At 58.3% G+C, this 15,328-nt stretch carries 12 protein-coding genes; 6 read left to right on the top strand and 6 right to left on the bottom strand.

Annotation, left to right across the window (positions count from 1 at the left end; all coding sequences use genetic code 11):
* Position 1: 1 nt before the first annotated feature.
* Both lptG and RDA78_RS24220 read right to left on the bottom strand, forming a co-directional pair.
* The gene (gene lptG / locus RDA78_RS24225) at positions 2–1,096 is read right to left on the bottom strand and encodes an LPS export ABC transporter permease LptG (RefSeq protein WP_434052326.1); all 1,095 of its coding nucleotides are present in this window, start codon (positions 1,094–1,096) and stop codon (positions 2–4) included.
* The gene (locus RDA78_RS24220; RefSeq protein ID WP_434052325.1) at positions 1,093–2,211 is read right to left on the bottom strand and encodes an LptF/LptG family permease; all 1,119 of its coding nucleotides are present in this window, start codon (positions 2,209–2,211) and stop codon (positions 1,093–1,095) included. The genes lptG and RDA78_RS24220 overlap by 4 nt, the downstream gene beginning before the upstream one ends.
* 298 nt (positions 2,212–2,509) lie before the next feature.
* On the opposite strand from RDA78_RS24220, the gene RDA78_RS24215 reads away from it, so the two are divergent.
* Both RDA78_RS24215 and RDA78_RS24210 read left to right on the top strand, forming a co-directional pair.
* Entirely contained in the window at positions 2,510–4,009 is a 1,500-nt protein-coding gene (locus tag RDA78_RS24215) for a leucyl aminopeptidase (RefSeq protein ID WP_434052324.1), read from the top strand.
* Positions 4,010–4,461: 452 nt separating this feature from the next.
* Entirely contained in the window at positions 4,462–4,914 is a 453-nt protein-coding gene (locus RDA78_RS24210; protein ID WP_434052323.1) for a DNA polymerase III subunit chi, read from the top strand.
* A 58-nt stretch (positions 4,915–4,972) separates the two neighbouring features.
* Here RDA78_RS24210 and RDA78_RS24205 read toward each other — a convergent pair whose 3' ends face one another.
* The 3 genes from RDA78_RS24205 to RDA78_RS24195 form a co-directional block, all read right to left on the bottom strand.
* Positions 4,973–5,755 (bottom strand): hypothetical protein, encoded by a 783-nt coding sequence (locus RDA78_RS24205; RefSeq protein WP_434052322.1) that lies wholly within the window; start codon positions 5,753–5,755, stop codon positions 4,973–4,975.
* 34 nt (positions 5,756–5,789) lie between these two features.
* The gene (locus RDA78_RS24200; RefSeq protein WP_434052321.1) at positions 5,790–7,673 is read right to left on the bottom strand and encodes an ABC-F family ATP-binding cassette domain-containing protein; all 1,884 of its coding nucleotides are present in this window, start codon (positions 7,671–7,673) and stop codon (positions 5,790–5,792) included.
* A 100-nt stretch (positions 7,674–7,773) separates the two neighbouring features.
* Positions 7,774–8,847 (bottom strand): alpha/beta hydrolase family protein, encoded by a 1,074-nt coding sequence (locus RDA78_RS24195; protein WP_434052320.1) that lies wholly within the window; start codon positions 8,845–8,847, stop codon positions 7,774–7,776.
* Positions 8,848–8,991: 144 nt separating this feature from the next.
* Between RDA78_RS24195 and RDA78_RS24190 the strand changes: the two genes are divergently transcribed.
* Positions 8,992–10,029, top strand: coding sequence for a helix-turn-helix domain-containing protein (locus tag RDA78_RS24190; RefSeq protein WP_434052319.1), 1,038 nt, complete (start codon positions 8,992–8,994; stop codon positions 10,027–10,029).
* Here RDA78_RS24190 and RDA78_RS24185 read toward each other — a convergent pair.
* Positions 9,999–10,856, bottom strand: a complete 858-nt coding sequence (locus RDA78_RS24185; protein ID WP_434052318.1) for a DUF4344 domain-containing metallopeptidase — start codon at positions 10,854–10,856, stop codon at positions 9,999–10,001. The genes RDA78_RS24190 and RDA78_RS24185 overlap by 31 nt on opposite strands.
* Before the next feature lie 527 nt (positions 10,857–11,383).
* Here RDA78_RS24185 and ndk point away from each other — a divergent pair.
* The 3 genes from ndk (at position 11,384) to RDA78_RS24170 (ending at position 15,302) form a co-directional block, all read left to right on the top strand.
* Positions 11,384–11,806, top strand: a complete 423-nt coding sequence (gene ndk, locus RDA78_RS24180; RefSeq protein WP_421982610.1) for a nucleoside-diphosphate kinase — start codon at positions 11,384–11,386, stop codon at positions 11,804–11,806.
* Between the two features lie 176 nt (positions 11,807–11,982).
* Entirely contained in the window at positions 11,983–13,080 is a 1,098-nt protein-coding gene (locus RDA78_RS24175; RefSeq protein WP_434052317.1) for a YHYH protein, read from the top strand.
* Between the two features lie 113 nt (positions 13,081–13,193).
* Positions 13,194–15,302 (top strand): molybdopterin-containing oxidoreductase family protein, encoded by a 2,109-nt coding sequence (locus tag RDA78_RS24170; RefSeq protein ID WP_434052316.1) that lies wholly within the window; start codon positions 13,194–13,196, stop codon positions 15,300–15,302.
* Positions 15,303–15,328: the final 26 nt, after the last annotated feature.

Raw genomic sequence — 15,328 nt, 5'->3', positions numbered from 1 at the left:
CTCACCCGTCCTCCTGATGCAAGAGAATTGTCAAACCCATAAGAACTCCAAACACTCCGGGCGCCCATGCAGCCACCAAAGGGGGGACGATACCGGCGCCCCCGAAATCCTTTGCCAGCTCGGTGAGAACGTAAAGCACGAACCCGGACAGGATTCCACCCAGAATCATGGTTCCCAACCCACCAAATCTCGACACTTTAAGGGAAACTGCCGCTGCAATCAAAATCATGGCGACCAAAAGAAGCGGTCGTGCGAGCAAGGTCTGATATTGCAAATTGTACCTGTAGGCCGGCAATCCCGCATTTCTGGCCAGTTCGATGAAGCGGGGCAGGTTCCAGAACGAAATTGATTCCGGCGAACCAATGCTTTCGCGCACCTCGGTGGCCGTCAGGAATGTGCTGACCTGGTACTGCCCATAAGGCTGTGGATCTTGTTCCGTCGTATAGACAATAGCATCGTTCAGATACCAGATTTCATCTCCAAGACGCGCTTCGTCGGCCTCGATGCGCTCCCGGAACGTGCCGTCCTTGTCGAAGGTGAAAACGGTGACACCGAGAAGCCGCGTTCCGCCATCCAGCAACTGCGAGGCAAGCAGCACCGATTCTCCATCGAGACCATCTTGACGGACCCAGACCTCGCTGCTGTCCTGAAGCAGGAACGTCTGATCGGCTCCGAAGAGCCCTGCGGCAACCTCATCGGATTTCTGCTGGAACCAGACCGCAGCCGGATTGTAGATCGTAACGGACATGATCCCGAGAATGATCCCGACCACGATCGCAGGCATGGAAAACTGCCAGACGGAGATGCCCGAGGCGCGCGTGACCACGAGTTCCAGCGCGCGGCTGAGCGTGACAAACGCTGCAATCGACCCGAACAGCACCGTGAAGGGGATAACCTGCTCGAGAAGCAGGGGCACGCGAAGCAGGGAAATAAGGGAGACTCTGAGCACAGAGAAGCCTTCGCGGTCACCGCCTCTTCGCACCAGTTCGAGAACGTCGAACAGAAAGATCAGCACCGCTGCGAACACAAACAGCCCGAGGATCGCCTTTAGAAAACGATTGGAGAAATAGATCGCGAACGTGCGGCCGAGGATCATGAAGCGCCCCCGGTCTGCCGGTTGTTGAGGCGGTTACTGAGAGCCTCCAGCCTGTCCTGAAACGCGTGATGCAAGGAGCTCAGCCAGCGCGGCTGGGTGCGGCGTTCGTTGAAAATGGAGACCAGCGCCAGGATCGAGCCGGCGATGGGAACGACATAAAGCAGACTGAGGAGAGCATTGGAAACTCCGGCGATGGCTGTCACGCCGAACCCGGATGTCCGCAATATGACGCAACATGCAATGGCGCCGACGATGGCACTTCCTCTTCCCTGCCTGGTTGTTCTCGCCTTGCCGAGAAAGGCAAAGACAATCAGACCGAAGGCGATTGCATAGAGCGGCTGACTGAACCGTTCGTGCAGTTCCTTGGCCAGCTTGTCCGCGTTGTTCAGCGCATAGGCATCATTGCGGCCGGGCGAAAGCAGGTTGGCGGTAGTTCGCTCACTTGCCTTGAAAACCGGCTCTCCCGCTTCCGGGATCAGGTTAGAAAGATCAAAGGCATAAGACTGAAAGCGGACAATGGAGATGTCGCCTTCCTGCTTGGGGCGCCGCTGAATTGTTCCATTCTGCATGACAAGCAGCGTCCGATCCGCCGCCTCGACGATGTTCCCGGTGTCCGCCTGATATGTGAACGCCGTTTCCCCGTCGCGTGTGTCGTGGAGCAAAAGGCCGTCGAGGGTCCCGTTTCCGGACCGGTTTCGGATATGAAATGTGAGTCCGTTTTCGACTGTGATGAACTTGCCCGGCTTGACGATGTTCGCCACGAGATCTGCCCGGACGCGGGTAATCTCCGTCCTGAGCTGAGCCAGTCCCCCGGGCGCCACGTAGAGCGACAGGCCGGCGATGAGGAGCATGACTGCAAGGGAGAAGATCATGACTGGTTTGAGGACAAGAAACCTGGAACCGCCGCTGGCGTCGATGACGATAAGCTCGCTGTCACCGGATAGAGCATTCAGAACAAGGATCAGTGCGAGCATCAGCGCAAACGGGGCGACGATCATGATCAGGAAGGGCAGGGCCAGCATCGTAATGCCGACAAACTGAACGATTGTCTGGCCTTTTGATGTCACCAGATCGAGCTGCCTGAGCGCCTGCGTGGCCCAAACAACACCGGTCATGGCTGCAATCGTCAGAGTGAATGCATACAAGGTCCGCCGGATAATGTACCGTTCGAGCGTCTTCATGTCTGACCGGACATGCCCTTTGCAAAAACTAGAAAAAATCCCCAGTCATCGAATAACACGTAATGTGGTGAACGCCGCATAAATAAGAATGGTTAATTTGCATTAATTTTGTTCGCTGTTGCCGAAAAGTCGTTAAAACCCCATGATTTGCGTTAAACAGGTCACAGTCGCAGGCCCCGCAGACGTGACCTTCGAACACAAAGACAACCGAAAGCCGAACAAGGACCGACGCATGACCAAGCTAGCAAAGATAACCATATCCAAAGCTGACACTCCCAAGAAGGGCGTGGCCGTTGTTTTGGCTACCGAGAAGCTTGGCCTCGGCACCATCGCGCAGGAACTCGTGTCCGGGCTGCAGGGCGGACTGGAGCGGGCTGCGGGCATCGCCGGGTTTTCCGGAAAGAAGAAGACGACGCTGGATCTTGTGGCACCCGCCGGTCTGACACTGGACCGGCTGATTGTCTTCGGTATCGGCAACGCCGGGGACGTCTCGCAAGGAGACTGGCGCGCGTTTGGGGGAGTGGTTCTGGCCGCACTTCAAAAAGCCAAGGCCGATGCGGCTGAAGTCCTGTTCGACGTGCCTGAAGAAGTGGAACTTTCAGCGTCGGACATCGCCGAGTTCTCGATGGGAGCCAAACTCCGCGCCTACAAGTTTGATACATACAAATCGAAGAAGAAGGCAGGTGAGCCTGAGAAGGATCTCAAGCTCACCTTGAAGGTCGCGGACACGAAAGCGGTCAGGAAAAGCTGGAGCGCTTCTGACGCCATTGCCGATGGTGTCATCCTTGCGCGCGACCTCGTGAATGAACCGGCAAATGTGCTGGGTCCCGTCGAGTTTGCAAAAAAGGCCGCGGATCTGGAAAAACTTGGTGTCGAGGTCGAGATCCTGGGCGAGAAGGAGATGAAGAAGCTCAAGATGGCTGCATTGCTCGGTGTGTCGCAGGGCTCCGTCCGTCCACCGCGCCTGGCGGTGATGCGATGGAACGGTGGCAAGAAAGGCGTTGCGCCAGTCGCTTTTGTTGGCAAGGGCGTGGTCTTCGACACCGGCGGCATATCCATCAAGCCATCCGGTGGCATGGAGGACATGAAAGGCGACATGGGCGGCGCTGCCGCGGTCACCGGTGTCATGCATGCTCTTGCCGCCAGAAAAGCGAAAGCCAACGTGATCGGTGTTATTGGTCTGGTTGAGAACATGCCCGACGGCAACGCTCAGCGGCCGGGTGATATCGTGACTGCCATGTCCGGCACAACGATTGAAATCCTGAACACCGACGCGGAAGGGCGTCTCGTTCTGGCGGATGCGCTCTGGTATACCCAGCAGAAGTACAAGCCTGCCATCATGATCGATCTTGCAACGCTGACCGGCGCTGTTCTTGTGGCCCTTGGCAATCTGAACGCCGGCCTGTTCTCCAACGATGACGATCTCGCCGAAAAGCTTCTTTCCTCAGCCGGCGCAAGCGGTGAACCGCTCTGGCGCCTGCCGCTTTCAAAGGAATACGACAAGATCATCGACACGCCGAATGCAGACGTAAAGAACACTGGCGGCCGCTGGGCAGGGTCGGTGACGGCGGCTCAGTTCCTGCAGAGGTTTGTCAATGATGTGCCATGGGCGCACCTTGATGTGGCCGGAACGGCCTTCGGTGCTCCCAAGGACGACATCAGCCAGGGCTGGGCATCCGGTTATGGTGTCCGTCTTCTCAACCAGCTTGTTGCCGACCACTACGAAAGCTGAGGCGCACGTCTTCGCATACATGAAAAAACCCGCCGGAAAGGCGGGTTTTTTTTACGTTCTTCATTGTGCGCTCAGCAGGTCTTGTAGGTCTGGCAGGCGGTTGCCGGCTCGACAAGCATTCCCATTCCAAGCGTTGCTCCGGCAACAACAGCAACCAGCGCACAAAACACAAATACGCGTGCAATCATTCACAAAATCCCCTCTTTGGCCGGTTCGGGACCACCGGACACCGGCCACCCAGCAATGATCCTTGGATCGCTCCCGGGAACGAACACTAGTCAATCGACATTTGCGAAGGGTTAATGATACAGGTCTTGCGGCCTGTCTACGCCGCATGTGCGACGACACGAATTTGTCCGGGAGGCTGTTGCAGGCGCGCATCAGTTTTGCCGGTGCGACTAGATAACCTGTGCAAAAGAAAAAGCTGGCAGGGTTTGGTTTGGAGCGAGGCAATGGGCGTTGAAGTGATGTTCTATCATTTGTTGCACAAGCCGCTTGAGACGGCTTTGCCGCAACTGCTGCTCAAGTGCCTGGAACGGGACTGGAAGGTTGTCGTGCAGACCGGAAGCGAAGAGCGCTGCAATGCGCTGGACGCTCATTTGTGGACCTTTTCCGACGACAGTTTTCTGCCCCACGGCACGAAGACGGACGGTTATGCGGAGCAGCAGCCGATTTACCTCACGTCTCAACAGGACAATCCGAACGAGGCTGACGTGCGTTTCCTTGTGGACAGGGCCGAACCGCCCGCTCTGGGTGGTTACAAGCGCGCGATATACATGTTCGACGGCAACGATGAGGCCGCCCTTACCGAGGCGCGATTGAGGTGGAAGGACGCGAAGTCCGAAGGCTTCGAGATCGCCTATTGGCAGCAGACGTCATCAGGCGGTTGGGAGAAGAAGGCCTAGGTGAATTGCAGAGGCGCGGGACCCCTGCAAACTAGGCCAAGTGGACGGATCGTCGCTGTCAATTGACCCGATTGAACCGGAGGTCATCCTCGGTCGGTGCGTTGCCCGCGGGCAGCGCAGCCGTCTGATCCGGACCGTCGACCGGAGTGTCGGCCGCTGCCGGGTCTTCCGTTGCGTTTCGGAATTCTTCGGTCTTGCCGTCAAGGATCTCTCTTGCCCAATCGACCATTTCATCGTCGATCGCATCGACGCGATTGTCATTGATCATCCCGGCAAGTGCGTCCCTCAGGGCCTCGTCCGAAACGCTGTCTTCAAGCCCGGCGACGTTTGTTTCTGCGTCTGCAAGTTCATTTTCCGCATCTTGCAGATCGGCGAAAGTCTGGCTCTCAACGACGCCGTTCAAGGCATCGATCTGCGATTGCAGAGCTTCAATCTGATCACTCACCGGAACCGCATCATCAGGAAGATCGGTGTCATCCAGTGACTCAAGCTGTGAAATCTGGGTCTCAAGGTCGGTGATCTGCTGGGCGACCTTGTCGGCGATTTCCTGCGTCGACAGACCAGAGATGTCGAAATCAGCCGGCAAACGTGTCTTGTCGATCAAACCCAGCAAAGTATCGCGCGCCGCATCCAGATCTTTGGATAACATTTCCAGGGTTTCCGAAGCTTTCTGGAACTCTATCGACGCCCCGACAAATGCCACGACCGATGCAAGATGCGGATCATTGGAGTTGATATAGGCGTTGTAGTTTCGCTTGAGCGAGTTGAGCCGTTCGAGCCTTGGATTCAGGTTTCTTTGAATTTGGAAAAAGGTCTCGGGGTTCCTGAATGGGGCGGTCACAAAAGGCGGCGAATCGGCAGGAAACGCTCTCCGTTTACCCGGCCTCTTCGAATTCTGCAGAAAGCTCCAGCCATTCCTCTTCGGTCTTGACCAGTTTTTTCTCGCAGTAAGCGCGTTCCTTGGCAAACTTCGTGGCCCGGTCCGGTTCCCGCTGGAAAAACTCCGGGTCCGACAGCGCATCGTCCAGCTTGCCGATCTTCTCCTGCAGGCGCGCCATTTCCTTCTCTGCCGCGTCAATTTTCTGTTTCAGCGGTTTCAGCAGACTGCGCTTCTGGGCGGCCTCCCGTCGCTTGGCCTGCGCAGACGCCCGTTCGGCTTCTTCCTCGGCGCGGGTTCTGGCCTTTTGTACCGCTTCCGGGCCTTGCAGGATCAGCCGGCGGTAGTCCTCCATATCCCCGTCAAAGGGCGCAACCTTGCCGTCGGCGACCAGCCACAGCCTGTCGGCGCAGGCCTCGACGAGATGCCTGTCGTGGCTGATCAGGATAACCGCTCCGCGGTAATCGTTCAGGGCCATCACCAGCGCTTCACGGCTGTCGATGTCGAGGTGGTTCGTCGGTTCATCGAGTATCAGAAGATGCGGGCCGTCGAATGTCGCAAGGCCGAGAAGCAGACGGGCTTTCTCACCTCCCGAGAGATCCTTTGCGGGCGTGTCCATCCGGTCGGTGGGCAGGCCGAAGCGGGCAACCCTGGCACGGACCTTCGCTTCGGGCGCGTCCGTCATGAGCGTCCTGACATGTGCAACGGCGCTTTCGGCGGGACGCAGTTCATCGAGCTGGTGCTGCGCAAAGAAGGCGATCTTGAGTTTTGTTGCCTTCGTGATGTCTCCGTCCATGGCGCCGAGCCGTCCGGAGATCAGTTTGGCGAAGGTCGACTTGCCGTTTCCGTTGGCACCGAGCAGCGCGATGCGGTCATCCGTGTCGATGTTCAGTGTCAGCCTCGACAGGATTTTGGTATCGCCGTATCCGGTCGAAACGCCCTCCAGCTTCATGATCGGGGGGGCGAGTTGTGCACCGGGGTCGGGAAACTGGATCGGTTTGCCGCTTTCTTCTGTCAGCGCAGTGATCGGCTGCAGTTTTTCTAGCATCTTCAGACGCGACTGCGCCTGTCGCGCTTTGCTCGCCTTGTAGCGAAAACGGTCGACGAAAGCCTGCATGTGCTTGCGTTGCGCGTCCCGTTTCTCCTTCGCCTTTTCCGCCAGCACCATCGCCTCGCGCCGCTGGCGGTCGAAACTGTCATAGCCGCCGGAGTAATAGGTCAGTTTTCCGCGCTCCAGATGAACGATGCTGTCCACGGCCTTGTTCAGGAGATCGCGATCGTGGGAGATCAAGAGCACCTGATGCGGATAGCGCGCAACGTAGTTTTCAAGCCAGAGCGTGCCTTCAAGGTCGAGGTAGTTTGTCGGCTCGTCCAGGAGCAGAAGGTCGGGTTCGGAGAACAGGACTGCGGCAAGAGCTACGCGCATGCGCCAGCCGCCGGAAAAGGATGAACACGGACGCTGCTGCGCGTCGGCATCAAAACCCAGTCCCGCCAGGATGGAGCCCGCGCGCGCCTCGGCGGTATGAGCGCCGATGTCCGCCAACCTGGTGTGAATTTCCGCGATCCGGTCAGGGTCGGTTTCCGTTTCCGCATCTGCGAGCAATCGGCTTCGTTCCCCGTCCGCCGCCAGAACGACTTCCATGAGTGTGTCTTCCGTGCCCGGAGCTTCCTGGGCAACCTGACCGATGCGGGCGCGTTTCGGGATTTGCACCGATCCGGTCTCGACGGAAAGGTCGCCAGTTATGATCTTGAACAGTGTCGACTTGCCGGCGCCGTTCCGGCCAACAAGGCCGGTTTTGGATTTTCCGGGCAATGTGACGCTCGCCCTGTCGATCAAAAGGCGATCAGCGATCCGGTAGGTAAGGTCAGAAATCTGCAACATGGCCGGATGTTTGGCGGAGCATCGCAGCGGATGCAAGGGGAAAGGTCGCAGAAACAGCCTGGCGGCGCGGTTCTGCCGCGCCGCGCCCTTATGACGAGGGTCACTGCGCACCCAGAAATCCCAGTATCTCCGCAAGAATACGCTGGTGCTGCGCCTCTCTTTCGGTACCGCCCTTGAGACAGACGATCTCGTCACCTGGCTCGTGTTCCTTGAGAATTGCAAAACCTTCCGGCTTGCAAACGCCCATGAAGTCGAAATGCCCCGCATCGGCGAGTTCAACGTGCTGCATCACTGTCCTTGGCAGGAGCGAGGCAAGCATGCGCGACTCGAGATCCTGATCGAGCATGTCCGCGCGCCCGGAACCCAGAACCAGAACGGGAGTTCGAACCTGACCGAGGCTTTTTGGCGAAAATACTGGCGTGCCGCCAAGATCCATGCTGACGACCTTGCGCACGCGCCTGTCCATCCGCGAAAGTTCCATTTCATGCCGGTCCGCGTCGGTTTCCGCGACAGACCAGCCTTTCAGAACCGGACAGACGACGTTTGTTCCGTCTCTTGCGCACAGGCTTTCATAAAGACCGGTATCGAATTCCGCGCCAGCCAGAAGCAGGACGGTATAGCCGCCGAGGGAATGGCCCGCCGCAAATATTCTGCTCCGGTCGATGCGATCCGCCAGCGCGCTCCGTTCGAGCAGGAACGTGATCAACCGAGACAAATCCACCGGCCGCTCCCACAGTTCGCGTGCCTGATCGGCATCGCGCAGGAAGGTACTTGTGCCAGGGTGATCGACCATCGCCACGACAAAGCCATGGCGCGCAAGGGCGGAGCCCAGCCATGCCTGATTGAGCGTGTTGCCGTACATTCCGTGGGAAACAACGAGCAGCGGAAAAGAGCCGGATGCGGCACTTCCATCCGGATCCGCGTCTGCCATCTGCCAGACCTTGCTCTTGTCCGCCCTTTGAAACTTCTCTGGCGTTGAGGTCGGGTACCAGACAGTGCCGGAGAGCGGGCGGTCCGCGCGCGCGTCGACGACGGTCAACTCCGTTACGCCCGGTCCGTAAGGCAGATCATAGGATGCATCGGCCTCCCGTGGGATTGCAAAAAACAGCAGGCAAAAAACGAGAATGCTTATGGTTCGCGGCGCGCTTGCCATGAACGAATTTGACGCGGGCATTTTTCAACGACCTCCTTTTCGGGTTGGCTCGTTGTCAAAATGTGTTTGCATGGAAGGTGTTGACAATCGCCGGAAGGCCGCTGTCCTGTCCTTAATCGTGATAAAGGACAGGTCGAACAAAGTGTTTTTTCGGCGGGCGATGACATGATCAGCATCCCGGTTTCGTTTTTGCTCGCTGCAGTCTTCCTGGGTCTGGGCCTGTCGGTCCTTTTCTGGCGCGGTCTGCCGCGGTCTTCCATGATGCTGTTCGGTGTGTTCTTTGGTCTGCTTTTTGTTGAAGCGGCATTGGTCGGGCTGCGATTTGCTTACGGGTTTGTCGACTTCGTCGCATTGCAGCGGAGCCTGCCTGTCTGGATCGCACCGTCTCTCTATCTTGGTTTTGCGGCTCTTGCTTTTCCGGAAAGCGCGATACCGCGGTCAATCATCCGGAACGGGTCTGTTGCCGCTGTCCTGACGCTCGCGATGCTGTTTCCGCTTCCGGTTCCCGGCTTCGTGGATGGCCTGATTGCTTTGTGTTTCTCGGTCTACTGTTTTCTGCTGGTTCGGCTCTGGGCAGGGGGACCGGACCGCTTGTCGCAGGCATCGACCGGACAGGCACGCTTCGTTCACAAGCTCCTTGCCGTTGCCGTCCTTATAATGCTCGCCACGATCGCGACGGATCTTTGGATTGCAATGCTTTTCACCCAGCAGATGGAGGAGACGGCATCGCTCGTGATCTCCTATGCGAGTCTTGCTTTCATCGTGACCGCGCTCGGTGTCTCTGTCTTTGTCGCGCGCCAGGGTGTGCCGCGCCGCAAGGCCGGAAAAAAGATCGTTGAGGACGAGGAAAACAAGGCGCTCACGGACAAGGCCAGAGCGATCCTGATCGAACAGGGGCTCTACGCGGACCCAGGGTTGACGCTCACGCGCCTTGCCCGGCGCACGGGGGTGCCGGACCGGGACCTGTCGATTGCGATCAATGATGTGGCCGGTGTAAATGTCAGTCAGTTTGTCAATCAGGTGCGGCTGGAGGAAGCTGCAAGACTGTTGACGGAGACCACGGCCCCGGTCACCCGGATCCACGAACAGGTCGGGTTCCTGACCCGGTCCAATTTCTACCGGGAATTCCGCCGTCAGTTCGGCGACGCTCCGGGCGTGTTCCGGAAAAAGGCTCAGCCGTCTTCTGAAATCATGTCGAGGTAGAGCTCGGCAAACCCACCCAGCAGTTCGTGGCAGATGATGACTTCCCGCGTGTCCACGTCCCAGAATGCGTTGTCTTCCCGGCAAAGCGCAGCGCGGAAGGTGACATTCTCCGGCAATTCGTAAAACGTATCGAACTCAGCGGCGATCGTCTCCAGGATTTTCTCGTCTTTGAGAAACGTGGCCAGGAATGCGAGACTTGCCGGTGCATCCTCGTGGACAACCTTGATCCTTCCGGCCGCCGTATCTTCCTCCCGCACGTAAGGCTCGGTCACGTATTCCCAGGAATCGGCGGCCTGTTCAAAGTCGAGAGCGCAGCTTTCAATGCGGTCCTCCGGAAGCTCGAGATCTTCGGCAAGATCGATGAACGCGTCCTCGTCGGCGCCTACCATCAGGCACAGCATGCGATATCCGCGCTGCTGGTCGAGATCGTGCTCTCCGTAAAAGACCAGGGCGTCGGTGTCCTCTTCCGACATGAGAAACCAGCCGGTCATCGCGTGCGTGAGATAGACGTCCATGTCCTCCGTATCGGCGGCCAGCATGGAGACCGTGGCCAGGTTGTCGACCGCGTCCTCCTCTTGAGCCAGGACCGGGAGTTCCAACTCGGAAACGAGCATGTGTCCGGCCTCGTGGTAGGTCACGAACACCGTGTTGCCGGCGACAAAGTCGAGCAATTCGGCCTGTTCTTCCTCAGGCAAAGCCTGGAACTCCGATGTCAGATCTTTGAACCTGGAGGCATCGTCGGCAGTTGCCGCATCCGGTTGAAGGGCCCCGAGGCTCACTGCAATCGACAAGCAGATCGCAGCCAGCAAGGTATCTGGGTTTCTCACGTGTTTTGTCCTGCCGGTTCAGGTTCTGTCGAAATTCATCGGCGATGCGAAAACGGTCCGCAAGCCGTGTTTCTCAGACGAGGGTACGGTCTCATAGCCGAAGTCAATTTGGTTTGGATCGTTTTGACCAGCTGCGAGAAGCGAAAGCGCAGGAAATGTGGTTCATTTTCAAGCCTTTCGCGACGTGGCAGATGGCCAAAACGGCCAAATCCGAAGGACGGCAAAATGGCTGTACCTCGCAGCGTCACCGCGCTTGACCGGGCAAAAAGCCCGCTCTGCGCACGCTTCCTCCCGAGATCTTGCCATTTCTGCCACCAAATCGGCTTCAGTTATGAGTCCGTACCCTAGGCAGAGTCTCCGGGCAATTCCAGTTCCATTGCGGGTCGCAGGCGTGTTGCGAACGCCAAAAAAATGTCATGGGCGTGCCCCTTGCGGCTCAGGCGCAGCGCCGCTATTAAGGCCGCGAAAACTATGAAATTTTGGACCGGCATGGCGTCGGCTCCTTTTGAAACGAGAAAGACGAAACCATGGCGATTGAACGCACGTTTTCCATGATCAAGCCGGACGCGACGAAGCGGAACCTGACCGGTGCCATCACCGCAAAGCTCGAAGAAGCAGGACTGCGCGTTGTCGCGTCCCGCCGCGTTTGGATGTCACTGCGTGAAGCTGAAGCCTTCTACGCAGTTCACAAGGAACGTCCGTTCTTCGGCGAATTGACGGAATTCATGTCCTCCGGTCCGACGGTTGTTCAGGTTCTGGAAGGTGAAAACGCGATTGCCAAGAACCGCGAAGTCATGGGTGCGACCAATCCGGCTGAAGCTGCTGAAGGCACGATCCGCAAGGAATTCGCGCTGTCCATCGGCGAAAACTCCGTTCACGGTTCCGATGCACCGGAAACCGCAGCCGTCGAGATCGCCTTCTGGTTCTCCGGCACCGAACTGGTCGGCTGAGCCCGCACAGCGCTGCGAACAGACTTGAAAAGCCGGTCCTGTTGGACCGGCTTTTTTCGTTTTGAAACGCTCTCCTGATACATCCCGTTACACATTCATACCAAAAGGCGACAGCACGCCCTGGTTGAACCGGCCATACTGTCCAGGTCGTGGCATTGGATCTGGAGAAAGAAAGCATGCGTTTACGTCTTGCGCTAGCAAGCGCGCTCTTGGCGTCACAGGCCGCGGCTCACGACGGTGGAGCGCCAATCGGCGGAGAGGAACCGATTGAACATATCCATCTGACGGATGAAATCTGGGATTTGCTCCTGCCTCAGGCAAAGGCAAGTGCCGACATCACGGTTCAGGGAGACAGCAGGCGCATTCACGCCAATGGCTATCCCAACAAACCGCCCGGGAAGTTCCCGAACCGTAACAATCCCCACGCCATCGCGAAGAAGAACTACAATTTGAAGGTTCCGCTCAATCCGCAAAAGACTGCCGAGCCGAGGGATGCGCAAGGATCCGTTTTCGGGATCGCGATCAATGGGGTCGTCATGGATCCGGGAACAGCGGAATTCTGGCAGAACGACCGTCGCTCAGGCTGGAACTATGAAGCGCTCGGCGGCGCCTGCAAACTCGGCCTCGACAAGTACAACGCGCATGTTCAGCCAAACGGCACCTATCACTACCACGGCATCCCGACCGGGGTTGTTTCCGACACTGGTGGACGGTCCGTTCCCGCGATGATCGGCTACGCCGCAGACGGCTTTCCGATATACGGTCAGTACGGATACTCCGATCCTGCCGGGAAATCTCCGGTGAAGAAGCTCAAGAGCAGCTATCGGATCAAAAACGGCAACAGGCCGGATGGACCGGGCGGACGCTACAACGGCAAGTTCACGCAGGACTGGGCATATGTGAACGGAGCCGGCGATCTCGACCGCTGCAATGGCCGTTTCGCCGCGACCCCCGAATATCCGGACGGGACCTATCACTATGTGCTCACGGATACCTTTCCGTTCATTCCCCGGTGCTGGATGGGCAATCCGGATCAAAGTTTCACAAGGCTCAAGGGTCGGGGGCAGCGACGTGGTGAACCGCTGCCTGAAAGCAACGCGCCCGACCACGATTTCGCTGCAGTCGGCGATCTGGATGCCGCGCCTTTGATCAAGGTCCAGGGCGGTCCCCCACCGCGCCTGCGGCCCGGCGGTCCGCCACCGCAGCGCGGTCAGCGCGGACCGCGTCAGCAGCGAGGCGGACCCGGAGGACGAGCGCCCTGCAGTGGAAGCTGAGGCATCTGCGGGCGAAGGATTGAAAAGGGAGGCGCTTGACGGCGCCTTCTTTGCTATTCATTAGGTCAGGAGAGGTCTGCCTGCCAGATCGCACAGAGCCGAATGGATAATCAATGAACCAGTCACCGCCGAAAAGCACGTTTTCCACCTGTCCGCACGATTGCCCTTCAGCCTGTGCCGTGGAGGTTCACTTCTATCCGCACGGCGATATCCGGCGGCTGAACGGCGCCAAGGAAAACACGTATACCGCCGGTGTGGTCTGCGCCAAGGTCGCGCGCTACCCGGAGCGGCTCTACCATCCGGAACGTCTGATCAACCCGTTGCGGCGTGTCGGTGCAAAAGGCGAGGGGCGTTTTGAAGAGATTTCATGGGACGAAGCGCTGGATCTGACCGCGCAGAAGTTCCTCGCGGCCGAAGCCGAGTTCGGGGCTGAAAGCATCTGGCCGTACTATTACGCCGGAACGATGGGACAGGTGCAGCGGGACAGCATACACCGTCTGCGCCACGCAAAGGGCTATTCGCGTCAGTTCGACAGCTTTTGCACCAACATGGCCTGGACCGGCTTCATTGCGGGAACCGGACGGCTGGCTGGGCCCGATCCGCGCGAAATGGCTCTTTCGGACCAGATTGTCATCTGGGGAACCAATCCCGTTGCGACACAGGTCAACGTGATGACCCATGTCGTCGCCGCGCGCAAGAAACGTGGCGCGCGCATCATCGTTGTCGACGTCTACGAGACCGAAACCATGAAACAGGCCGATATCGGCCTGGTGCTGAAACCGGGAACGGACGCCGCGCTTGCCTGCGCGATCATGCATGTGCTCTTTCGCGATGGGCATGCGGACCGTGACTATCTCAAGGCGTACACGGACTGTCCGGAGGAGTTCGAGGCCCATCTCGAGACGCGGACGCCGGAATGGGCCGCATCCATTACCGGACTTGAAGCTGTGCGGATCGAGGAAGTTGCCGCGCTGATCGGTGAGACCAAAAAGACGTTCTTCCGGCTCGGCTATGGCTTCACCCGTCAGCGCAATGGCGCTGTCGCAATGCATGCCGCGGCATCCATCGCCTGTGTCACCGGTTGCTGGCAGTACGAAGGCGGCGGGGCCTTTCACAACAATGGCGCCATTTACCAGCTCAACAAGGAAATGATCGAGGCAACCTCGCTCAAGGACACCAAGGTGCGGGCGCTCGATCAGAGCATGATCGGCCGGATCCTGACGGGAAACGAAGACGCACTGCTCGGCGGCCCTCCGGTGAAGGCAATGCTGATCCAGAATACCAATCCCGTTTCGGTCGCGCCCGAACAGGAGCTTGTCAAAAAGGGCTTTGCACGTGAGGATCTCTTCACGGTTGTTCACGAGCAGTTCCTGACCGAGACCGCGAAAATGGCGGATATCGTCTTGCCGGCGACCCAGTTTCTGGAACATGACGATATCTACAAGGGCGGCGGTCACCAGTACCTGTCGCTCGGTCCCAAGGCTGTTGAGCCGCCTGAAGGTCCAAAAGAAAACATATTTGTTATCAACGAGATCGCAAAGCGCGTTGACTCAAAGTCTCATCCGGGTTTCGAGATGAGTGCGCGCGAACACATTGAATGGATGCTTCAGAAATCCGGCTACGGCACCCTGTCGGATCTTGAGGCGGAGAAGTGGCGCGACCTGCAGCCCGACTTCGAAACGTCGCACTTTCTGAACGGGTTCGCTCACGCTGACGGTAAGTTTCGGTTCAGGCCCGACTGGGGAAATACGGCAGCTCCCAACAAACCTGACGGCGAGACCGTCTTCGGACCATTCGCGGATATGCCCGAGTTCCCGGACCAATGGGACGCGATCGAACTGGCGGATCGGGAACACCCGTTCCGTCTTGCGACATCACCGGCGCGGTCCTTTCTCAATTCCACCTTCAACGAAACACAAACTTCACTCAAGAAGGAGGGGCGGCCGGAAGCCTGGATCAGACCGGATGATGCGGCCAGTTTCGGCATCGAGGATGGCGCTAAGGTCGAGATGGGCAACGCGCGCGGTGTTGTCACACTTCATGCCCGTCACGTGGAAACAGTTGCGCGCGGTACGCTGATCTCCGAGGGCATCTGGCCAAATGCGGCGTTCGAGGATGGCAGGGGCATCAATACCTTGACCGGCGCCGACCCTGTCGCTCCCTATGGCGGTGCAGCGTTTCATGACACGGCTGTGTGGATCAGGCTGGCCGAAAGAGAATGACCGAGGTGCAGCGTTCTGCGAAGACC

Origin of the sequence: Roseibium sp., assembly GCF_051016195.1 — a bacterium.
Classification (GTDB): domain Bacteria; phylum Pseudomonadota; class Alphaproteobacteria; order Rhizobiales; family Stappiaceae; genus Roseibium.
The sequence above is the reverse complement of the archived record's forward strand: the minus strand, read 5'-3'. Positions and strand labels throughout refer to the sequence as shown.